Raw genomic sequence first — 20,753 nt, 5'->3', positions numbered from 1 at the left:
GGACAGGTCGGCGGTCACGGCCACGCGGGTCGCGAAGCGGTCGCGGGCGGGGCGCGGCCGAGAGCGGAAGACGGGAACACGGGGAGTGCCTTCAGGTGGCCACTGCGGAGCCGACACGCGCCGGCGGAACCGGTCCGGACCCGGACGCGGGCCGGCCGGTGCGGCTGCCCGCACCCCAGTCCGGTGACCACGACCGTGGCGGCACGGCCGACCACGGCGCCACCGCCGACCACGACCACGACCACGACCACGAGGCCACCGGCGGCCGGGTCCGCGTGCCGGACAGCGCCGGGACCGCCGGATCCGCCGCCGGGACCGCCGGATCCGGCCCCGGCCCCGCCCCCGGGGCGGGTGAGCGGGAGGCGGCCGCCGGGGAGCCTCGCGTGAGAGCGTTCACCAGCCGGGTGCGCGACCTGTTCCGCCGGCATCCCGTGCTCTCGGTGACGGTCCTGTCCGGCGTGCTGCACCTCGCCTGGTTCTTCGCGTTCGCGAACAGCGGTGGCGACCTCGCCGCGCAGGACGCGTGGGCCGAGTTCGTCGGCCGGCACCCCGACTCCGCGTACAACCTCGCCTGGTACGGCGGCATGCACCCGGTGTCGTACAGCGTGGTGTCGCCGTACCTGATGTCGGTGCTCGGTGTCCGCACGACGATGATGATCGCCGGGACGATCTCCGCCGGGCTGCTGACGCTGATCCTGCTGCGCTGCCGGCCGGTGCGGGACCCGGTGTGGCCCGCGCTGGCGGGGGTGTTCGCGCTGCTGTGCAACGCGGCGTCGGGCCGGGTGACGTTCGGGCTCGGCAACATGTTCGCGCTCGGCGCGGTCGCCGTCGTGTTCTGCTGGCCGTACCGCTGGCGCTACAAACGGTGGGCGAAGGCGCTGTGCGCGGCGCCGCTCGCCGCGCTCGCCACGATGGGGTCGCCGGTGGCGGGCCTGTTCCTGGGGTTGGTCGCGGCCGCGCTGTTCCTGCAGAAGCGGCGGCCGGGCGCGTGGGCGCTCGGACTGGCCCCGACCGCCGTCGTCGCGGTGTCGGCGTGGGCGTTCCCGTTCTCCGGCACGCAGCCGATGTCCTTCGGCTCGGCGGCGCTGCCGCTGGTGTTCTCGGCGGTCGTCTTCGCGGTCGTCCCGCACGACTGGAAGACCGTACGGATCACGGCGGCGGTCTACGGCCTCGGGGTGCTCGGGGTGTGGGTGGTCAGTTCGCAGATCGGGTCCAACATCACCCGGCTCGCGATGCTGTACTCGGGTGTGGTGCTGATGGCCGCGCTGCCGTTCGCGGTGCCGCGCACCCGCAAGTGGTACGCGATCGCGGTGTCCTCACTGGTCTTCGTCGGCTGGATCGGCTTCAAGTCGGTCGACGACGTCTACCGGACGACTCCGGCGGCGTCCTGGGCGCGCGAGCTGGCGCCGCTGGTCAACGAGTTGCAGGAGGTGGGCGCGGAGAAGGGCCGGGTGGAGGTCGTCCCGGCGCGCTCGCACCGCGAGGCGTCCGCGCTCGCCCCGTACTTCAACCTGGCCCGCGGCTGGAACCGGCAGGCCGACATGGAGCGCAACCCCCTCTTCTACGACGACACCCTGAACTCGGCGAACTACCGCGAGTGGCTCAAGCGGTGGGCGGTGCACTTCGTGGTCGTGCCCAAGGACGTGCCGGACGGGGACGGCGGGCAGCGGGAGCGGGAGCTGGTGCAGCGGGGGCTGCCGTACCTGGAGCAGATCTGGGGCGACGCCAACTGGCAGCTGTTCCGGGTCAAGGACCCGGGGTCGCTGGCCGAGCCGAACGCGGTCGTGCAGCGGGCGGCGCAGGGCGAGATGACGATCGACGTGCGCGAGGCGGGCCGGATCCTGATCCGGATCCCGTACTCGCCGTGGCTGAGCATCGTCGACGCGGAGGGCAGGAGCCTGAAGCCGCCGCAGGAGACGGAGGCGTCCAGGGACCGGGCCGAGGGGGAGCCGAAGGCGTACGACAACGTCAACGGCTGCCTCTTCGAGACGGAGGAGGACGCGGACGGCGACCGGTGGACGGTGCTGATCGCGCCGGAGCCGGGCACCTACCGACTGGCGGCGCCGTACCAGCTGCCCCGGGGCACGCCGTGCCCGGACGAGCTGAGGAATTAGCCGCCGCACCCACCGGACGCGCGTGCGCGGGCCGCACGATCCGCGTGGGCCACGCGGGCCGCCTGGGCCGCGCGGCCCACCGGAGCCGGCCGGCGCACCGGTCCGGGTCCGGTCCTGGACCCGGGTCCGGCACCGCCGGGTGAACGGGCGAGGGGCTCTCCCCTCCCCCGCACGGAGCCGGTCTTCGTCACCGCCCCCTCCAGGCCCGCGAAGCGGCCGTCCCGACGGCGAGGCGCGGGGGCGGCGGGTGCCCGGCCGCTCCGGCGGACCGGCCGGCCGGCGGGCCGGAGCGGGGGACGCGGGGCGCGGGGGCGCTGGAGGGGCGTCCCACCGCAGGTCGACGGCGTCGATCACCTGAAGGACCGGGTGCGGACGGGCGCCGGACGGTCGTCGCTGGTCAGCGCCGGAGAGCCGACACCAGACGTTCATATGGATGAACCGAGGCCACCATACCGAATGATTTTACCTCCCCTTGACCTTACATCGCCTTGTCGTGTCCACGCGCCAACGCCCACGATGAGCGCCGGGCTGAACCCTGGGAGGACGCACATGAACGGTCTCGACTGGGCCGTGCTCATCGGCTATTTCGGCGTGATGGTCGCCATCGGTGTCTGGTCCCACAAACGGGTCGACGACGTCAGCGACTTCTTCACCGCCGGCGGCAAGATGCCGTGGTGGCTGTCGGGCATCTCGCACCACATGTCGGGCTACAGCGCGGTCATGTTCACCGGTTACGCCGGCATCGCCTACACCTACGGCGTCACCTCGTTCGTCACCTGGTCCTTCCCGATCGCCCTGGGCATCGCGATCGGTTCCCGGCTGTTCGCGCCCCGCATCAACCGGCTGCGCTCACGGCTGCACGTGGCCTCCCCGCTGGAGTACCTGAAGAACCGCTACGACCTCAAGACGCAGCAGGCGCTGGCCTGGTCCGGGATGCTGCTGAAGATCGTGGACGTGGGCGCCAAGTGGGCCGCAATCGCCACCCTGCTGTCCGTGTTCACCGGCATCTCGCTGAACCAGGGCATCCTCATCACCGGCGCCATCACGGCCGTCTACTGCACGATCGGCGGCCTGTGGGCCGACGCGCTGACCGAGTTGGGGCAGTTCATCATCCAACTCCTCGCGGGTGTCGCCATGTTCGTCGCCGTGGTGCTGAAACTGTCCGACCTCGGCATCGGCTTCCTCGGCGCGTGGGACGAACCGGAGCTCCAGGGTCACGGGAAGCCGCTGGTGGGGCCGTACGGCACGGTGTTCCTGCTCGCGTTCCTCTTCATCAAGCTGTTCGAGTACAACGGCGGCATGCTCAACCAGGCCCAGCGCTACATGGCCACCGCCACCCCGAAGGAGGCCGCGCGGTCGGCGCGGCTGTCGGCGGTGCTGTGGCTGGTGTGGCCGCTGGTGCTGTTCTACCCGATGTGGATGTCCCCGCTGCTGGTCGAGTCGCAGAAGCCGGACGGCTCCGACTCCTACGGCCTGATGACCGAACAGCTGCTGCCGCACGGCCTGTTGGGCCTGGTCATCGTCGGGTTCTTCTCCCACACGATGGCGATGTGCTCCTCCGACGCCAACGCCATCGCCGCCGTCTTCACCCGTGACTGCGCGCCGGTGATCTCGGCACGGGCACGGGCCTGGAACCAGCGGTCGGGGCTGATCGCGGCCCGTGTCGCGACGGTCGTCTTCCTCGCCCTGTCCATGGCGGCGGCCACCCAGGTCAACTCGCCCGCGTTCAAGGACATCATCACCGTCGTCATCAAGTGGGTGGCCGGCCTGATGGGCCCGATGGCGATCCCCATGATGCTCGGTCTGCTGCGGCCGTTCCGCCGCTCCGGCCCGACGGCGGCGCTGGTGAGCTGGTCCATGGGCCTGCTGGCCTTCTGGCTGGTCAACTACCCGATCAACTGGAACGTCGACGGCGGCGTCCCGCTCCAGTACCAGGTCTCCGTGCCGCTCGCGGTCTCCCTCGTCCTCTACGTCCTCATCGGCTTCCTGAAGCCGGAGGACACCCCGGAACGGCTCGCGATCATCGACCGGATCAACACGGACGGGGACGGCGGGGCGGCCGCGGCGGCGGCGGCCGGGGTGCCCGCCCCGCGGGACGCGGCACCGACCCCCGTGAAGGACTAGGCGGCGGACGGCGGACGGCGGGGCTAGACGCCCCGCGGGTACCGGGCGAGCCAGCCCGGGGACGCGCTCGCCGGGGTGTGCAGGGCCGGGCCCTGGGTCATCTCCATCGCGAAGTCGTCCGCCAGTTCCAGGATCGTGGGACGGCCCTCCAGTTCGGCCAGCCAGGCCGGCGGGAGGGCCGTCTCGCCGTGCAGGGCCCCGAGCAGCCCGCCGGCCAGAGCGCCGGTCACGGCCGACGGGCCGTCGTGGTTGACGGCGAGCCGCAGCCCGTGCCGTACGTCCTCGGCGACCAGGGCGCAGTAGACGGCCGCCGCGAGCACGGCCCGGGCCGACCCCGCCCCGGCGAGCTCCGCCACCCGGGCCGGTCCGGGCACCCCCTGCCGCACGGCGTCCAGCGCGTGCCGCAGCGCCTCCGACACCGGCTCGTGCCCCGGCCGGCCGGACAGCAGGACGAGCGCCCCCCGCACCGCCCCCTCGAGGCTGTCGCCGCGGGCCAGCCCGTGCACGGTGACCGCGTACGCGCCCGCCGCGAGGTACCCGCACGGGTGGCCGTGGCTCTGCGCCGCGCACTCCACGGCCAGCTGCGCCACCAGGTGCGGCTCCCAGCCGACGAGCAGCCCGAAGGGCGCCGAACGGGCGGTGGCCTCGGGGCCGTCCTCGCCGGGACCTCGGGGTGCGTCGAGGGTGCCCATGGTGTCGTCGCCGAAGCCGAGCAGCAGGGACCGGGCGGGGTCGCGGCGGGCGTACAGCCACTCCTCGCGGGCCAGCCAGCCGTCGTCCTCGCGGCGCAGGTCGGGCCCCCAGTCGCGCTGGGTGGCGGCCCACCTCAGGTACGCCCGGTGCAGGTCGGTCGGCGGGTGCCAGGCGCCGGTGTCGCGGCGCACCTGGGCCCGGATCAGCCCGTCCACGCTGAACAGGGTGAGCTGGGTGAGGTGGGTGACGGCGCCGCGCCGCCCGTGGGCGGGCGCCAGGTCGACGAGTCCCCCGGGCCCGTGCGCCCGCCGTATCTCCTCCAGCCCGAGCCGGTCGACGGCCGCCCCGAGGGCGTCCCCCACGGCGGCGCCGAGCAGGGTGCCGCGCACCCGGCTGCGGAAGTCCTGCTGTTCGGCACGCCCCCAGACGGCACCGCCCGTCGCACCCACCTAGACCTCCCGGGCACCGTCCGTACGCACGACGTCCGTCACTGTAATCGAACAGGATCGACGGATGGGGGGCCGTGAACATGTCAGCCCTTCTTTCCGGGCAGACCTTCCCCATGGCAGCCACGACCTCCACCCCCACGTCACGCGCCCTTCGCCTCACCGTCACCCTGCTCACCGCCTCGGTCGCGCTGTGGACCGCGCTGGTGGCCTTCGGGAACATCACCGACTTCGGGACCAACCAGCAGTTCGTGCGGCACGTGCTGGCGATGGACACCACGTTCGGGGACGAGGACCTGATGTGGCGGGCGGTCACCACCGAGGGACTCCAGGACGCCGCCTACGTGCTGATCATCGCCTGGGAGACCGTCGCCGCGCTGGTGCTGACCGCCGGGACGTGGTTCTGGGCGCGGCGGGACACCGGCAGGGCCCGGCAGGTGTCGACGTACGGGCTGCTGATGGTGCTGCTGCTGTTCGGGGGCGGGTTCCTCGCGATCGGCGGGGAGTGGTTCGCGATGTGGCAGTCCGAGGACTGGAACGGGCTGGACGCCGCGACGCGGGTCTTCGTGTTCGGCGGGGTCGTGCTGTTCGCGCAGTACCTGCCGGTCGGCGCCGGGGACTGATCCCGCGGTCGCCCGGCGGCCCGGACGTTCGCTCCCGCCCGGCCGCTCGACGCCCGCGCTACTCCACGACCCGGACGTTCGTCCCGGTCGCGCCGAACGCCCACAGGGCCGCGCCGTCCGCCTTCGGCATGCGGATGCCGCCGGTCGGCGTCCCCTGGGCGGGGGGCGGGGAGGAGCCGTCGACCGCGTTGGAGAAGGCGATGTTGACGCCCGACTTCGCGGAGAAGTAGATGATGTGCTCGATCTCGACGCCGTCGGAGCCGGTGGTGGCGTCCTTGCGCAGGGACACCGTGTAGCTGCCGGCCGCCGGGTCCACGGTGCCCGGCCAGACCGTGAAGGTGCGGCGGGCCGCGTCGTCGGCGTCGACCAGCCAGACCCGGTCCTGGCCGAGGGAGTAGACGATACGGCGGCCCGCACCCGAGGCGTCGGGGACGGGCGCGGCCTTCGGGGCCGGGGCGGGGGAGGCCGGGGGCTTGGCGTCCGCGGAGGCCGACGGGGACGGCTTCGCCGCCGCCGCCGTGGGGTGCGGGCCCTTCTCGGCCTGCACCGTCAGGGCGCCGACCACGACGATCGCGCCGGCCGTCAGACCGGTGACCCAGGCCCACGAAGGAAGCCGTCGGGCAGGCACGGGCACGCATCTCCTCAGTCTCGGGCCCCCGACACCGGGAGCCCGATCATCGTACTGCGACGCTCCCGGTCCCCCGGCCCTCCGCCCGGCGGATCCCCCCGGTCCCCCGGTCCCTCGGTGCCCCGGCCCTCGGTCTCCTCGTTCGCCAGCTCTCAGTCCAGCACCGGCAGCAGCTCCGGCAGGTGGCCGTCGGACGCCGCGGCGGCCCGCTGCCGCTCCTCGGGGACCTCGCCGTACAGGGTCGTGCGGGGCCGCGCCGGCCGGCCGGCCGCCTCGGCGACCGCGATCAGGTCCCGGACCGACTTGTAGGAGCCGTAGGAGGATCCCGCCATGCGGGAGATGGTCTCCTCCATCAGGGTGCCGCCGAGGTCGTTCGCCCCGGAGCGGAGCATCTCCGCCGCGCCCTCGGCGCCCAGTTTCACCCAGCTGGTCTGGATGTTCGGGATGTGCGGGTGGAGCAGCAGGCGGGCCATCGCCGTGACCGCGCGGTTGTCCCGCACGGTCGGGCCGGGCCGCGCGATGCCCGCCAGGTACACCGGCGCGTTGGTGTGGATGAAGGGGAGCGTCACGAACTCCGTGAAGCCGCCGGTGCGTTGCTGGATCCCGGCCAGGGTCCGCAGGTGGCCGAGCCAGTGCCGGGGCTGGTCGACGTGGCCGTACATCATCGTCGACGAGGAGCGGATGCCCAGTTCGTGGGCGGTCGTGACGACCTCGATCCAGGTCGCCGCCGGCAGTTTGCCCTTGGTGAGGACCCAGCGGACCTCGTCGTCGAGGATCTCGGCGGCCGTGCCGGGGATGGTGTCCAGGCCGGCCTCCTTGGCGGCCGTCAGCCACTCGCGGATCGACAGGCCGGTGCGGGTGGCGCCGTTGACGACCTCCATCGGTGAGAAGGCGTGCACGTGCATCCCCGGCACCCGCTCCTTCACCGCCCTCGCGATGTCGAAGTACGCCGTGCCGGGCAGGTCGGGGTGGATGCCGCCCTGCATGCAGACCTCCACCGCGCCGACGTCCCAGGCCTGCCGGGCCCGGTCGGCCACCTGGTCCAGGGAGAGCGTGTAGGCGTCGGCGTCGGTGCGGCGCTGCGCGAAGGCGCAGAAACGGCAGCCGGTGTAGCAGACGTTGGTGAAGTTGATGTTCCGCGTGACGATGTAGGTGACGTCGTCGCCGACCGCCGACCGGCGGACGTCGTCGGCGACGCGGCACAGGGCGTCGAGCGCGGGCCCGTCGGCGTGCAGCAGGGCCAGCGCCTCGTCGTCCGTCAGCCTCGTCGGGTCGTCGGCCGCCGTGGCCAGCGCCTGCCGCACGTCGGTGTCGATGCGCTCCGGCACCATGCCGGGCGCGGCGGCCTCCCGCAGGGCGCCCCAGTCGCCGTAGACCTCGTCGAAGTCGTCGCGGCGGTCCGCCGTGCGGCCGTCGGTGTCGATGGTCCGGTGCAGGTCCGTGCGGCCGGTGGCCGTGAAGACCTCCTCCGGTTCCTGCCACGGCCGGCCCTCGACGACGGCGTCCGGCACGGCCAGGCCCGTCTCCGGGTCGGCGAGCGCGCGCACGTGCGGCAGCAGGCGCGGGTCCAGCCACGGCTCGCCGCGCCGCACGAACTCCGGGTACACGCAGAGCCGTTCGCGCATCTCGAAGCCGGCCGCCGCCGACCGGGCGGCGAGTTCGTCGATCTGCGGCCAGGGGCGTTCGGGGTTGACGTGGTCGATGGTGAGGGGGGACACCCCGCCCCAGTCGTCGATGCCCGCGCCGATCAGCCGCTCGTACTCGCCGGCCACCAGGTTGGGCGGGGCCTGGAGGCAGGCGCTCGGGCCCATGAGGTGGCGGGCGACGGCCACCGTCGCCACCAGCTCGTCGAGTTCGGCGTCGGGCATGCCGCGCATCGCCGTGTCCGGCTTGGCGCGGAAGTTCTGGATGATCAGTTCCTGGATGCCGTGGTGGGCGCGGGCGACCTTGCGGAGCGCGAACAGCGACTCGGCGCGCTCCTCGTACGTCTCCCCGATGCCGATCAGGATCCCCGAGGTGAACGGCACCGACGAGCGGCCCGCGTCCTCGAGGACGCGCAGCCGTACGGCCGGTTCCTTGTCGGGGGAGCCGAAGTGCGGGCCGCCGGGCTCGGACCACAGCCGGGTCGCGGTGGTCTCCAGCATCATGCCCATCGAGGGGGCGACCGGCTTGAGCCGCTGGAAGTCCGTCCAGGTCATGACGCCCGGGTTGAGGTGCGGCAGCAGGCCGGTCTCCTCCAGGATGCGGACGGAGATCGCGCGGACGTAGGCGACGGTGTCGTCGTAGCCGTGCGCGTCGAGCCACTCGCGCGCCTCCGGCCAGCGGTCCTCGGGCTTGTCGCCGAGGGTGATCAGCGCCTCCTTGCAGCCGAGGGCCGCGCCCTTGCGGGCGATGTCGAGCACCTCGTCCGGGGACATGAACATCCCGTGCCCGGCGCGCCGCAGCTTGCCGGGCACGGTGACGAACGTGCAGTAGTGGCACTTGTCCCGGCACAGCCGGGTCAGGGGGACGAAGACGCTCTTGGAGTACGTGATGACGCCGGGTCGTCCGGCCGCCTCCAGGCCCGCGTCCCGCACCCGGGCGGCGGACGCGGTCAGGTCGACGAGGTGCTCGCCCCGGGCCTGGAGCAGGACCGCCGCCTCGGCGACGTCGAGGGCGACGCCGTCCCGGGCACGTTTGAGGGCGCGACGCAGCGAGTTCTCGGTGGGACCGGTTCCGGAGGTCGCGGAAGTCGTCATCCCCTGAGCATACGTTCGGGCTGATCAGGACCGGCGGGGACGCCGGGATCGCCTTTCGGCCGCGATCGCCTTCCGGCCGCGCGCGTCACGCCGTGCCGCCGGCGGCCGGGGCGCCGGTCAGGTAGGGGGCGCACGCGTCGAGGGCCGCGAGGACGTCCGCCTCCCCCGCCGGCGGGAGCTGCACCACGACCTCCTCGACGCCCAGTTCGGCGTAGTGCGCGAGCTTGCCGGGCGAGGGGTGGACGGCGTACGGCACGACCTGGAGGGCCGCCGGGTCGCGGCCCGCGTCCGCCCAGGCCGCGCGCAGCACGGGCAGCGACTCGGACAGGCCGCGCCCGCCGATCGGCAGCCAGCCGTCGGCGTACTCGCAGATGTGCGCGAACAGCTTCGGACCGGCGGCGCCGCCGACGAGGGTGCGGGGCCCGGTGACCGGGCCGCGCGGCCTCTGCACCGGCTTGGGGTACGCGTGGCTGGCCCGCACGCCGCCGAACTCGCCCTCGTACGAGGTGGGTTCCTCGCTCCACAGCGCCCGCATCAACGCCATCCGGTCGCGGACCAGCTCACGGCGGGTACGCCACTCGACGCCGTGGTCGGCGGCCTCCTCCACGTTCCAGCCGAAGCCGAGCCCGAGGGTGAAGCGGCCGCCGGAGAGGTGGTCCACCGTCGCGATCCGCTTGGCGAGGTCGATCGGGTCGTGCTGGGCGACGAGGGTGATCCCGGTACCGAGCCCCAGGCACTCCGTCACGGCCGCCGCCTGACCGAGGGCGACGAAGGGGTCGAGCGTGCGGCCGTACTCGGGAGGCAGGTCGCCGCCCGCGGGGTACGGGGTGGTGCGCTCGACGGGAATGTGCGTGTGCTCGGGGAGGTACAGCCCGGCGAAGCCGCGCTGCTCCAGCTCGCGGGCGAGGCGGGTGGGGCTGATCGTCTCGTCGGTGAGGAAGACGGTGACGGCGATGCGCATGGGCGGCCTTTCGGGGCGGGCGGCTCTGGGGATGCGGTGGTGCGGCTTCCTGGGCGGTGCGGTTCGTGCGGCTCCCTCGACGCGGGTGCCGTCGCCGTCATCTGTACCGGGAGACCGGCCCGGTGTCCATACCGACCGGTCGGGATCACGGCGCGGGGCCGGCCGACCGCCCCGGCGGGCCGGGGCCGACGGCCGACGGTGTCAGCTCGCGCCCGATGACGGGGGGTGGACGGAATCGAGCTGGTGGTCGGCCCAGACGTAGGTCTCGGGGAGCAGGTCGGTGATGGGGACCGTGCGGATGCGGTCGTCCGTGCCGACGATGACCCCGATGCCGGGGAAGTAGTCGAGGAGGACCTGGCGGCACCGGCCGCACGGGGGGACGACTCCGCGGTCCCGGTCGCCCACGGCGACGACGGTGTCCAGTTCGTAGACCCCCTGGGCGGCCGCCGCGCCGATGAGGACCAGCTCGGCGCACGGGCCGCCGGTGAAGTGGTAGGCGTTCACCGCGGTGACGATGCGGCCGTCCCGGGCGCGGGCCGCCGCCGCCATGGTGTGGTTGTCGCCCCGGCAGCGGGTGCGGGCGACGTGCGCGGCGGCCTGGACGAGTTCGTGGTCGACGGGGGAGGTCTGCGTGGTCATCCGGCGACGTTGGCCCGTGCGCCGAGGCCGCACAAGCGAATTTCGGCGGGCCGGCCCCCGGGCGGCCCGCCCCTCCACCATGTGGGGCAGGCAGCCCACCCTCCGAGGCTGCGGCGTACGCCGGTGACGGGGTGACCGGCGGCGTGACTCAGTCCACGACCTGTGGATCGCGGAAGTAGTGGACGACGGTGACACCCATGCCGTGAGTGTGCGTGTAGACGACCGTGATCGCCTCGGCCGAGTCGCGGGCGAGGGGCGTCGTGTACGTGTACTCGACGGACGGTGGCCGCCATCCGGGGATCTCCCGGCCGACCGCCGGGTCCCGGCCGATGGCCGCGAGTGCTTCCCGGACCACCTCCCGCTCCCCCTCCGTCAGGTCACCGAACGCCTTCCTCGCAGGCTCGGCCTCCTCCGACGGGACTCCGCTCACGTACGGCCGCCTTCGGCCCGCGCGTCTTCCAGGGCGGCCATGACCTCGGGCGAGTTCCGGATCAGGATCCGGTGCCGGTAGGCCCGGACCACTGCCGCGGCGCCTGCGAAGTCGTCGGTGGGAGCGGCTCCTATGGCTGCCGCCAGTTCCTCCTCGAAGTGTTCCCGGTCGCCCGGAAACCCGTAGCGGCTGAGCGCGCCGCGCAGGTCGTCCACCGTACGGATCTCCGGGAGGGGCATCGCTCCCCAGCCGTGTTCGGGCTGTGCGCTCATGATCTGCTCCTGGTGGGCGGGCCTGGCTCCGGCTTCCAGTATGGCCGCGCCGAGCCCGCGCGAACGGCTCGTCCTCACCACGCCGACCCACCCACGCAGTCCGCCCACAGCAGCTTGCCGCCGTTCGGCGCGCCCGGGTGGCCGAGCGCGGACACTCCGACCTTGTCCGCGCATGCCCGCACGAGGTGGAGGCCCCTGCCGTTCTCGGCGTCCAGGGGCGGGGCCCCCTTGTCCTCCGAGAAGCCGGGCGGGACCCTCGGGTCCGTGTCCCATACGGCGACGCGGACCCTGCCGGGCTCCGGGGACAGGACCCTCAGGGCGTAGAGGCCGGTCGTGTGGCGGTGCGAGTTCGTCAGCAGTTCCGCCGCGAGCAGCTCCGCGGTCGGGGTCAGCTCGGGCAGTTCGTGGGCGGCGAGGATCAGGCGCAGGGCGCCCCTCGCGACACCCGGTGCGCGGGGATCTCGCGGGAGGTGCAGGGTGTAGTTCCAGGGCGGCGATACGGTGGCCATGAGAAGTCTCCGGTCACTGAGGGGAGTTGGACGGGTGCCTGGTGTCTCTGCCGTGGCGTCCCACGGTGCGCTTCCAGGACGGGCGCCTGAGCAAGAAAGTAGGGCATCGCAAATGACATTTGCGAGCCGTCGCGATACTTGTGCTCATCTATCAGTCGTGTGAGTGATCCATCAGAACGTGCGTCCGAGAGGAAATGACGTGCCGGCAAGACCCCCACTGACGGCCCGCCGCCTCCGGCTCGCCGTGGAACTGCGCAAGATGCGTGAGCGGGCGGGCATGACGGCGACCGACGCAGCACGGACGCTGGGCACAAGTCAGGGCCAGCTCAGCAATGTGGAGTCGGGCCGGTTCGGAGTGAGCCCCGAACGGATCAGATCACTCGCCCGTATCTACTCCTGCCCCGACCAGCCCTTCGTGGAGGCCCTGGTCGGGATGGCGAGCGAGAAGACTCCCGGCTGGTGGGAGTCCTACCGGGAAGTGTTGCCGTCGGGTCTCCTGGACCTTGCCGAGCTGGAACATCACGCCATCGCCATACGGACGGCGTACACGTCTCACATGCCAGGTCTGTTGCAGACCGCCGATCACGCGAGAGAGATCTTCCGCCGCGTCATTCCCACGCCCACACCCCCCGAGGTCGAGCACCGCGTCACACATCGTGTCAAGCGACAGGGTGTGCTCTACCGTGCCGACCCGACCTCGTACAGCACGGTCGTCCACGAGGCGGCCCTGCGCATGGGAGTGGGTGGTCGCGATGTGGCCCGCGCCCAGTTGTTGCATCTGCTCGACATGAGCGAACGGGAGCACATCCGCATTCGCGTGCTCCCGTTCGGAATCGGCGCGTTCCCCGGCTCAGGTCAGTCCATCAACTACCTGTACGGCGCCGTACCGCAGCTCGACACCGCCCAACTCGACCAGTTCCACGGTCCCCTGCTGCTCGACGCCGAGGCGCATCTCCAGAAGTACCGGAGCCTTCTCGACGTCGTGGAGACCATCGCCCTCAGTGCCGAGAAATCCCGGGACCTGATCCACACCATCGCCCAGAGCCTCTGAAGGAACCGCCATGTCCCCGTACAGCTGGCAGAGGTCGTCCTACTGCCAAGAAGGCGACGCCTGCGTCCACATAGCCTCCTCCCCCGCCGCCGTCCACCTCACCGAATCCGCCGACCCCTCCCGGGCCGTCCTCACCACCGACCCCGCCGCCTTCGCCGCCCTCCTCGACTCGATCGGCCGGCGGAGCCGGGGCTGACCCCGTCGGAGGCGGCCGGTGTCCGCGGTCGCCCGCGGCCCTCGTCGCGCGGGTGTCCGGGATCATGGACGCGACAGTTCGACCGGCCTGCCGCACGAAGGAGTCGCACCGACGATGTCCCGCCTCGACGACCGGCGGTTCCGTGCCACCACCGCCATCCAGCGCCGCCTCAACCCGCTGCTGCGGCGCCTGCCCTTCCAGACCGTCGTCGAGACCACCGGCCGGGTCTCCGGGCTGCCCCGGCGGACGCCGGTGGGCGGCCGGCGGGTCGGGGACGTCTTCTGGCTGGTGTCGGAGTTCGGGGAGCGGTCCCAGTACGTGCGCAACATCGAGGCCGACCCGCGGGTGCGGGTGCGGATCGGCGGGCGGTGGCACACGGGCACGGCGCGGCTGCTGCCCGACGACGACCCGGTGGCGCGGCTGCGCGGCCTGCCCCGGTTCAACAGCGTGGCGGTGCGGGCCCTCGGGACGGACCTGCTGACCGTGCGGGTGGATCTGGACGGCTGACCGGGGAGGGCGCGGCGAAGCCGACTTGACGAGGCGTCAACAGCGGTGCCGGAGGCCTTCGGTGGCCGATCGTGGGCGAAAGTGTGCGCAGAGCGTGTGCCGGGTGTGTGGACTCCCGTGCGTCACCCTGTGATCGGCGTCTCCCACGGCTGACGGTCCGGGCGCCCACAAGGCAAACTGACATAGTTGGTCATCATGCCTAGGGGGAGCCCGATGGACGACCGTGTACCGAGCGTGCCGGAGCAGAAGCGTCACGACTCCCACCGGGAGCCGGCGACGTTGCGCTTCGACGTGCTCGGCCCGGTGCGCGCCCGGCGCGGCGAGGAGGCGCTGACCACCGGATCACCCCAGCAACGCGCCCTGCTCGCCGCCCTCCTGCTGCGCGAGGGCCGTACGGCCACCGCCGCCGAGCTGATCGACGCGCTGTGGGGCGAGGAGCCGCCGTCGCAGGCGTTGGCGGCGGTGCGGACGTACGCCTCCCGGCTGCGGAAGGTCCTCGACCCGGGCGTCCTGGTCAGCGAGTCCGGCGGGTACGCGGTGCGCGGGCTCGGCGAGGGCGCCCTGGACCTGACGGTGGCACAGGAGTGGGCCGCCGAGGCGGAGAAGGCGCGGGCGGCCGGCGCCCTCGGCCGGGCGCGGGACCTGCTGAACCGCGCGCTCGGCCTGTGGGACGGGGAGACGCTGGCCGGCGTGCCCGGCCCGTACGCGGAGGCGCAGCGCGTGCGGCTGGAGGAGTGGCGGCTCGGCCTCCTGGAATCCCGCCTGGACCTGGACCTGGAGCAGGGCTGCCACGCGGAGGCCGTCTCCGAACTGACCGCGCTGACGGCGGCGTACCCGCTGCGCGAGCGGCTGCGGGAGCTGCTGATGCTGGCGCTGTACCGCGGCGGCCGGCAGGCGGAGGCCCTCGCCGTGTACGCCGACACCCGGCGGCTGCTGGCGGAGGAACTCGGCGTCGACCCGAGACCGGGCCTGCGCGACCTCCAGCGCCGCATCCTGCAGGCCGACCCGGACCTGGCGGAGCCCTCGGCGCCGCAGGCCGAGCCGTCCGCCGCGCCGGTGCGGCCCGCCCAGCTCCCGGCCACGGTGCCCGACTTCACCGGCCGTTCCGCGTTCGTGACCGAGCTGAGCGAGGTGCTCGCGGGGGCGTCCGGCGAGGGCGACGGTGGTGGCGGAGGCGGCGGCCGGGTGATGGCCGTGTCGGCGCTGGCGGGCATCGGCGGCGTCGGGAAGACGACCCTCGCCGTGCACGTGGCCCACCGGGCCCGCCCCGCCTTCCCCGACGGGCAGCTCTACGTCGACCTCCAGGGCGCCGGCGCGCGGGCCGCCGAACCCGTCACGGTCCTGGGCGCCTTCCTGCGCGCCCTCGGCACCCCCGACTCGGCGATCCCGGACTCCCTGGAGGAGCGGGCGGCGCTGTACCGCTCGGTGCTGGACGGCCGGCGCGTGCTGGTCCTGCTGGACAACGCCCGGGACGCCGCGCAGGTGCGTCCGCTGCTGCCGGGCACGGAGGGCTGCGCGGCCCTCGTCACCTCCCGGGTGCGGATGGTGGGCCTGGCCGGGGCGCACCTCGTCGACCTGGACGTGATGTCGCCCGACGAGGCGCTCGCGCTCTTCACGAAGATCGTCGGCGGGGAACGGGTCGCGTCGGAGCGCGAGGCCGCGCTGGACGTGGTCGCCGCCTGCGGCTTCCTGCCCCTGGCGATCCGCATCGCCGCCTCCCGGCTGGCCGCCCGGCGCACCTGGACGGTGTCCGTCCTCGCCGCCAAGCTCGCCGACGAACGCCGCCGCCTCGACGAGCTCCAGGCCGGCGACCTCGCCGTCAAGGCCACCTTCGAACTCGGCTACGGCCAGCTGGAACCGGCCCAGGCCCGCGCGTTCCGCCTGCTCGGTCTGGCCGACGGCCCCGACCTGTCCCTCGCGGCGGCGGCGGCCGCGCTCGACCTGCCGCCGGAGGAGACCGAGGACCTGCTGGAGTCGCTCGTCGACACCTCCCTCCTGGAGTCGGCCGCGCCGGGCCGCTACCGCTTCCACGACCTGGTCCGCCTCTACGCGCGTGCCTGCGCGGAGCGGGACGAGTGGCCGCCGAGCGAGCGGGGGGCGGCGCTGTCGCGGTTGCTGGACTTCTACCTGGCCACGGCGGCGGGGGTGTACGCGATCGAGCGGCCGGGGGACCGGCTGGTGGACGACCTGGAGCCGACGGAGTACACGGGGCTGGCCTTCACCGAGGGCCCGGCGGCCCTGGACTGGCTCTACTCCGAGGCGGGCCCCCTGCTGGCCTGCGTACGGCAGGCGGCGGGGACGGAGCGGCTGCGGCGGGCCGTGGACCTGCTCTGGGCGGCCCGGGACCTGGTGGAGTCGGGTGCCAACTCCCGGCAGTACGAGACGACGGCCGTGGCCATGTGCGAGGCGGCGCAGGCGGCCGGGGACATGCGGACGGAGGGCCGGGCGCGCAACACCCTCACCAGTGTCCTGCTGGTCTCCGGCCGCATCCAGCAGGCCGCGGAGGAGGCGCGGTCGGCCATGGAGTGCGCGATCGCCGCCGGGGACGCCACCGCCGCCAGCTGGGCCGCGCAGGACCGGGGGCTCATCGCCCTGCACCAGCGCCGGTACGAGGACGGCAAGGTCTTCTTCGACCAGGCCATCGCGGGGTTCCGGGCGGCCGGCAACGGACTGTGCGAGGCGACCGCCCTGGGCAACCTCTCGCGGGCGTACATGGGGATGGGCGACATCACCAGGGCCGTCGAGTTCGCCCAGCACGGCCTCGCCGTCCACATCGAGGTGGGCAGCACGATGCGGCTGGCGAACGGGTACTACGCCCTGGGGGTGGCGCTGACCAAGGCCGACCGGCACGCCGAGGCCCTCAGCCAGTTCTCGGAGGCCCTGACCATCTTCGTGGACCACCGGCAGCGGCTCTGGGAAGGCACCACCCACTTCAGGATCGCCGAGGCGCACATCGCCGCGCGGCGCCCCGCGCGGGCGGCACAGCACGCCGAACAGGCCCTCGCCACGGGGTGCATCGGCGGAGACCGGACCCGGGGCAGCGTGCTGACGCTCCTCGGGCACGCGCTCTCCGCGCTGGGCCAGGCGGACCGGTCGAAGGCCTGCTGGCGCGAGGCGCTCAACCTCTACGAGCAGAACGGCGCGGGCGAGGCCGAGGACGTCCGCGCCCTGCTCTCCCCCGCCACCGCGGCGTAGGGGCGGGCCGGGAACCCCCCTGCGGCTCCAGGGGCGTTCAGCATTCGTTTATCGGCGTCCGCCACTCTTCTACGTGTCACACCGTCGCGTCGGGGGGCAGGCGGTCTGACCGGAAGCCGAGCGGTTACTGTGCGGCTTCGAGCGCCCGTCCGGCAGCCCTCGGGGGAGCTTCTGGACGGGCGTTCCCCATTCGTCATCCGCAGCAGAGGAACCGGGACCATGAGCGACAAGAAGAACGCGGACGTCACCGCGATGGACAACAACATGCCCAGCCCGCCGAAGACGGACGAGACCATCACCACGATGGACAACAACATGCCGAGCGAGCCGGCCGGCGAGACCATCACGACGATGGACAACAACATGCCGGCTCCGCCCGCCCTGGACCTGGGCGGCGGCAAGTAGGGCTTCATCCCACGGGGACCGATCGGCCGCGGCGGCGCGGAGGGGGAGCCGCCGCGGCCGTGGTGTGTCCGACGGCCCTGATCCGTCCGGCGGTTGTGGTGCGTCCGGCGGCCTTCGGCGGGCGGCGCGAAGCGGTGCGTCATGTTCCGCTCGCCCGGCACCTCCCGGAGTTCACGAAGTCGTCGGCCTGACGGGGTGTGAGTGCGCGTCACGGATGGCAACCATCTTGACATGCACCTGTTGCCCGAGAAGCGGGCAACAGCCGTACGGAGGTGTGGGAATGACCCGCAGACTTGCCACCGCTCTCGCCGCCCCGGCCCTCGCCCTCGGCGCCGTGTTCGTCACGGCGACCGCCGCCGAGGCCGCTCCCGCCGACAAGCCGCAGGTCCTCGCGAGCTGGACGCAGACCAGCGCGACGAGCTACAGCGCGTGGACGGCCGCCCGCGCGAACCAGTCCGCCTGGTCCGCGTACGGCTTCAACTGGTCGACCGACTACTGCTCCTCCTCGCCGGACAACCCGTTCGGCTTCCCCTTCTCCACCTCCTGCGCCCGGCACGACTTCGGCTACCGCAACTACAAGGCCATCGGCACCTTCGACGCCAACAAGTCCCGCCTCGACAGCGCCTTCTACGAGGACCTCAAGCGCGTGTGCAACAAGTACACCGGCGCCACCCAGACGTCCTGCAACAGCACAGCCTGGACCTACTACCAGGCCGTCCGCGTCCTCGGCTGAGCACGCGCGGGGCGCCGGGCGGCGTCACGCCGTCCGCGCCGTGCCCGTGCCCTTCTCCGCGTCGAGGGCGTAGACGCAGCGGTCCTTGCTGCACCCGTAGACGACGCCGTCGCGGACCACCGGGGAGCCGGTGATCTCGCCGCCGGTCGCCAGCTTCCAGCGCAGGCGGCCGTCGTCGGCCTTCAGGGTGTAGAGGAGGTGGTCGGTGGAGCCGAAGTGGATGCGGCCCTCGGCCACCACGGGGGCGCCGACGATGTCGCCGCCCGCCTGGAAGCGCCACTTGGGCGTGCCGGTGACGGCGTCGAGGGTGTAGAGGCCCTTGCCGCTGCCCACGTGGACGTGGCCCGCGGCGACCAGCACCGGGTCGACCGAGGAGCGGGCCTCGGTGGCGATGCGCCAGCGGTCGCGGCCGTCGGTGGCGTCGAGGGCGTAGACCGTGCCGAGGTAGTCGGCGAGGTAGACGCCGCCGCCCGTGACCGCCGGGCCGGGGACGAAGGTGGGCGGGGAGAGGAAGACCGCGGGGGCCTCGAAGTGCCAGCGGACCATGCCGCTCGCCGCGTCGACGGCGAGGACGCGGGTGCCGGCCGAGACGTAGACGTAGCCGTCGGGGGCCGCGGTCACCCGGACCGGGACGCCGCCGCAGGAGGCGGAGTCGCCGATGGGGTACGACCAGCGTTCGTCGCCGGTGCGGGCGTCGAGGGCGCGCAGGCGGGCGTCCTGCCAGAGGTAGACCGTGCCGTCGTGGAGGGCGGGGCCCGCCTCGGGGGACTCGAAGTCGGTCTGGCAGCCGGTGACCTCCCACAGCTTCTGCCCGGTGGAGGCCTCCCAGGCCTGGACGCCGCCGCCGCGGGTGCCGGTGACGACGGTGCCCCGGTCGGCCCGGAGGCAGTACACCCAGGAGTCGGTGGGCAGCCGCCACAGGTCGGTGCCCTCGCGGGCGTCCAGCGCGAACAGGGTGGGGCCGTCGGAGGCGACGATGCGGCCGTCCGCCACGGCCATCGACCAGGCCACGTCACGCGTCTTGAAGCGGCGCCGGCCGGTGGCCACGTCCAGGGCGTGCACCTCGAAGGAGGTGACGTAGACGAGGTCGCCCGCGACGGCCGGGGTGCCCCACACGTCGTTGGACATGCGGAACCGCCAGGGGCGCCAGCCCGCCGGGGTCGCGGCGGCGGCCGTGGGCGCGGCCGTGGGCGCGGCCGTGGGGGCCGCCGTGGGGGCCGGGTCGACGCCGCCCGTGCCGGGGCGGGGCCGGGACCAGTAGGCGACCAGGCCCGGATCGGGGACGGGCGCCTTGACGGCGGCGGTGGCACGCGCGTCGGCGACCCGCGGGCCGGGACCGATCGGCACGGCCGCTCCGGGGAGCCGGACGGGCCCCGTGTCGGGGGCGCCGACCGCGACGGGCGCGGGCGCCGTACGGGCGGGCACCACGGGGTCGTGCGCGGGGGGCGGCGGCACGGCGGGACGGGCCAGGCCGACGCCGCCGCCGCTGCCGCGGGGGCTCGCCGCCGCCTTGACGGGCGGGCGGCCGCCGCGCCGCGTCTCGATGAGGGCGACCGCCTTCTCGGGCAGCCAGGCCGACGCCGTACCGCTGTCGTCGGAGCCGGAGCCGAAGAGGTGCGGGGCCAGCTGGGACTGGAGGTCGGCGGGGCTGGGCCGGCCGGTGGCCTCCATCTGCATGCAGGAGTCGATGAGCGGGCGCAGCTCGGCGGGCAGGCCCTTCAGGTCGGGGCCCTCGCGCAGCAGCATGAAGACCGTCTCGACCGGGTTGGCGCCGTGGAACGGGGGGTGTCCGGTGGCCGCGAAGACGAGGGTCGAGCCGAGGGAGAAGACGTCGCTGGCGCCGGTGACGCTGCGCGAGTCCTTGGCCTGCTCCGGGGACATGTAGGCGGGGGTGCCGACGGCGACGTTCGTCATCGTCAGGCGGGTGTTCGAGACACCGGAGGCGATGCCGAAGTCGATCACCCGGGGGCCGTCCTCGACGACGAGGACGTTGGAGGGCTTCAGGTCGCGGTGGACGAGCCCGGCGCCGTGGATGGAGTGGAGGGCCTCGGCGATGCCCGCCGCCAGCCAGCGCACCGCCTGGGCCGGGAGCGGCCCGCAGTCGTTCACTATCTCCTCGAGGGAGGGCGCGGGCACGTAGGCGGTGGCCAGCCACGGCACGGCGGCCCGCGGATCGGCGTCGACGACCGCGGCCGTGTAGAAGCCGGAGACCGCCCGCGCCGCCTCCACCTCGCGGGTGAAGCGCACCCGGAACAACTGGTCCTCGGCCAGTTCCGTGCGGACCGTCTTGATCGCCACCCGCCGGCCCGAGGCCGAACGCGCGAGATAGACCAGCCCCATGCCGCCGGCCCCCAGCCGTCCCAGCACCTCGAACGGCCCGATCCGCCGCGGATCGTGCTGCGTCAGCTGATCCACCACTTGCCTGCCACCTCCCCGTACGGGCCGCGCCACCCACATGTGTACGCGACCCCGTGCAGCGTCTCACCACC

Annotated in this window: 18 protein-coding genes; 9 read left to right on the top strand and 9 right to left on the bottom strand. The window is 73.5% G+C overall.

Annotated features, from left to right (window positions below):
• The first annotated feature begins 95 nt into the window (after positions 1–95).
• Together ACF09K_RS14865 and ACF09K_RS14860 are read left to right on the top strand one after the other, a co-directional pair.
• Positions 96–2,114 (top strand): MFS transporter, encoded by a 2,019-nt coding sequence (locus ACF09K_RS14865; RefSeq protein WP_392243596.1) that lies wholly within the window; start codon positions 96–98, stop codon positions 2,112–2,114.
• Between the two features lie 549 nt (positions 2,115–2,663).
• Entirely contained in the window at positions 2,664–4,238 is a 1,575-nt protein-coding gene (locus ACF09K_RS14860; RefSeq protein WP_392243594.1) for a sodium:solute symporter family protein, read from the top strand.
• A gap of 23 nt (positions 4,239–4,261) precedes the next feature.
• Here ACF09K_RS14860 and ACF09K_RS14855 read toward each other — a convergent pair whose 3' ends face one another.
• Positions 4,262–5,380: an ADP-ribosylglycohydrolase family protein gene (locus ACF09K_RS14855; RefSeq protein ID WP_392243592.1), complete on the bottom strand. Its 1,119-nt coding sequence runs from the start codon at positions 5,378–5,380 to the stop codon at positions 4,262–4,264.
• A gap of 113 nt (positions 5,381–5,493) precedes the next feature.
• Here ACF09K_RS14855 and ACF09K_RS14850 point away from each other — a divergent pair, with 113 nt between their 5' ends.
• On the top strand, positions 5,494–6,000 hold the full coding sequence (locus ACF09K_RS14850) for a DUF2165 domain-containing protein (protein WP_392243590.1): 507 nt from the start codon (positions 5,494–5,496) through the stop codon (positions 5,998–6,000).
• Positions 6,001–6,058: 58 nt separating this feature from the next.
• On the opposite strand, the gene ACF09K_RS14845 is transcribed toward ACF09K_RS14850, so the two are convergent.
• The 7 genes from ACF09K_RS14845 to ACF09K_RS14815 form a co-directional block, all read right to left on the bottom strand.
• Positions 6,059–6,634 (bottom strand): hypothetical protein, encoded by a 576-nt coding sequence (locus ACF09K_RS14845; protein WP_392243589.1) that lies wholly within the window; start codon positions 6,632–6,634, stop codon positions 6,059–6,061.
• A gap of 146 nt (positions 6,635–6,780) precedes the next feature.
• Positions 6,781–9,366, bottom strand: a complete 2,586-nt coding sequence (locus ACF09K_RS14840) for a bifunctional FO biosynthesis protein CofGH (RefSeq protein WP_392243588.1) — start codon at positions 9,364–9,366, stop codon at positions 6,781–6,783.
• A gap of 85 nt (positions 9,367–9,451) precedes the next feature.
• Positions 9,452–10,327 (bottom strand): LLM class F420-dependent oxidoreductase, encoded by an 876-nt coding sequence (locus ACF09K_RS14835; RefSeq protein WP_392243587.1) that lies wholly within the window; start codon positions 10,325–10,327, stop codon positions 9,452–9,454.
• A gap of 201 nt (positions 10,328–10,528) precedes the next feature.
• The gene (locus ACF09K_RS14830) at positions 10,529–10,966 is read right to left on the bottom strand and encodes a cytidine deaminase (protein WP_392243586.1); all 438 of its coding nucleotides are present in this window, start codon (positions 10,964–10,966) and stop codon (positions 10,529–10,531) included.
• A 148-nt stretch (positions 10,967–11,114) separates the two neighbouring features.
• Entirely contained in the window at positions 11,115–11,396 is a 282-nt protein-coding gene (locus tag ACF09K_RS14825; RefSeq protein WP_392243584.1) for a hypothetical protein, read from the bottom strand.
• Positions 11,393–11,668 carry a hypothetical protein gene (locus ACF09K_RS14820; RefSeq protein WP_392243582.1) on the bottom strand — a complete coding sequence of 92 codons (276 nt, stop codon included), beginning with the start codon at positions 11,666–11,668 and terminating at the stop codon, positions 11,393–11,395. Before ACF09K_RS14820 ends, ACF09K_RS14825 begins: the two co-directional genes overlap by 4 nt.
• A gap of 74 nt (positions 11,669–11,742) precedes the next feature.
• Positions 11,743–12,177, bottom strand: coding sequence for an ATP-binding protein (locus ACF09K_RS14815; protein WP_392243580.1), 435 nt, complete (start codon positions 12,175–12,177; stop codon positions 11,743–11,745).
• Between the two features lie 199 nt (positions 12,178–12,376).
• Here ACF09K_RS14815 and ACF09K_RS14810 point away from each other — a divergent pair, with 199 nt between their 5' ends.
• The 6 genes from ACF09K_RS14810 (at position 12,377) to ACF09K_RS14785 (ending at position 18,264) form a co-directional block, all read left to right on the top strand.
• Entirely contained in the window at positions 12,377–13,228 is an 852-nt protein-coding gene (locus ACF09K_RS14810) for a helix-turn-helix transcriptional regulator (protein WP_392243579.1), read from the top strand.
• A 10-nt stretch (positions 13,229–13,238) separates the two neighbouring features.
• A complete protein-coding gene (locus ACF09K_RS14805) occupies positions 13,239–13,424 on the top strand; it encodes a DUF397 domain-containing protein (RefSeq protein ID WP_392243577.1) in 186 nt (61 codons plus the stop codon).
• A gap of 114 nt (positions 13,425–13,538) precedes the next feature.
• Entirely contained in the window at positions 13,539–13,931 is a 393-nt protein-coding gene (locus ACF09K_RS14800; protein ID WP_392243575.1) for a nitroreductase/quinone reductase family protein, read from the top strand.
• Between the two features lie 213 nt (positions 13,932–14,144).
• On the top strand, positions 14,145–17,126 hold the full coding sequence (locus ACF09K_RS14795) for a BTAD domain-containing putative transcriptional regulator (RefSeq protein WP_392243573.1): 2,982 nt from the start codon (positions 14,145–14,147) through the stop codon (positions 17,124–17,126).
• A gap of 219 nt (positions 17,127–17,345) precedes the next feature.
• Positions 17,346–17,531 carry a hypothetical protein gene (locus ACF09K_RS14790; protein ID WP_392243572.1) on the top strand — a complete coding sequence of 62 codons (186 nt, stop codon included), beginning with the start codon at positions 17,346–17,348 and terminating at the stop codon, positions 17,529–17,531.
• Between the two features lie 280 nt (positions 17,532–17,811).
• The gene (locus tag ACF09K_RS14785) at positions 17,812–18,264 is read left to right on the top strand and encodes a phospholipase (RefSeq protein ID WP_392243571.1); all 453 of its coding nucleotides are present in this window, start codon (positions 17,812–17,814) and stop codon (positions 18,262–18,264) included.
• Between the two features lie 24 nt (positions 18,265–18,288).
• On the opposite strand, the gene ACF09K_RS14780 is transcribed toward ACF09K_RS14785, so the two are convergent.
• Positions 18,289–20,682, bottom strand: a complete 2,394-nt coding sequence (locus tag ACF09K_RS14780) for a PQQ-binding-like beta-propeller repeat protein (protein ID WP_392243570.1) — start codon at positions 20,680–20,682, stop codon at positions 18,289–18,291.
• Between the last annotated feature and the right edge of the window lie 71 nt (positions 20,683–20,753).

The sequence above is a fragment of the Streptomyces sp. NPDC014882 genome (assembly GCF_043081325.1).
GTDB lineage: Bacteria > Actinomycetota > Actinomycetes > Streptomycetales > Streptomycetaceae > Streptomyces.
The sequence above is the reverse complement of the archived record's forward strand: the minus strand, read 5'-3'. Positions and strand labels throughout refer to the sequence as shown.

Excerpts from the sequence above, each read along its gene's own strand:
- ACF09K_RS14785 (WP_392243571.1), top strand. The coding sequence starts at position 17,812 with ATGACCCGCAGACTTGCCACCGCTCTCGCCGCCCCGGCCCTCGCCCTC.
- ACF09K_RS14850 (WP_392243590.1), top strand. The coding sequence starts at position 5,494 with ATGGCAGCCACGACCTCCACCCCCACGTCACGCGCCCTTCGCCTCACC.
- ACF09K_RS14830 (WP_392243586.1), bottom strand. The coding sequence starts at position 10,966 with ATGACCACGCAGACCTCCCCCGTCGACCACGAACTCGTCCAGGCCGCC.
- ACF09K_RS14805 (WP_392243577.1), top strand. The coding sequence starts at position 13,239 with ATGTCCCCGTACAGCTGGCAGAGGTCGTCCTACTGCCAAGAAGGCGAC.
- ACF09K_RS14800 (WP_392243575.1), top strand. The coding sequence starts at position 13,539 with ATGTCCCGCCTCGACGACCGGCGGTTCCGTGCCACCACCGCCATCCAG.
- ACF09K_RS14840 (WP_392243588.1), bottom strand. The coding sequence starts at position 9,366 with ATGACGACTTCCGCGACCTCCGGAACCGGTCCCACCGAGAACTCGCTG.
- ACF09K_RS14820 (WP_392243582.1), bottom strand. The coding sequence starts at position 11,668 with ATGAGCGCACAGCCCGAACACGGCTGGGGAGCGATGCCCCTCCCGGAG.
- ACF09K_RS14835 (WP_392243587.1), bottom strand. The coding sequence starts at position 10,327 with ATGCGCATCGCCGTCACCGTCTTCCTCACCGACGAGACGATCAGCCCC.
- ACF09K_RS14790 (WP_392243572.1), top strand. The coding sequence starts at position 17,346 with ATGAGCGACAAGAAGAACGCGGACGTCACCGCGATGGACAACAACATG.
- ACF09K_RS14860 (WP_392243594.1), top strand. The coding sequence starts at position 2,664 with ATGAACGGTCTCGACTGGGCCGTGCTCATCGGCTATTTCGGCGTGATG.
- ACF09K_RS14795 (WP_392243573.1), top strand. The coding sequence starts at position 14,145 with ATGGACGACCGTGTACCGAGCGTGCCGGAGCAGAAGCGTCACGACTCC.
- ACF09K_RS14815 (WP_392243580.1), bottom strand. The coding sequence starts at position 12,177 with ATGGCCACCGTATCGCCGCCCTGGAACTACACCCTGCACCTCCCGCGA.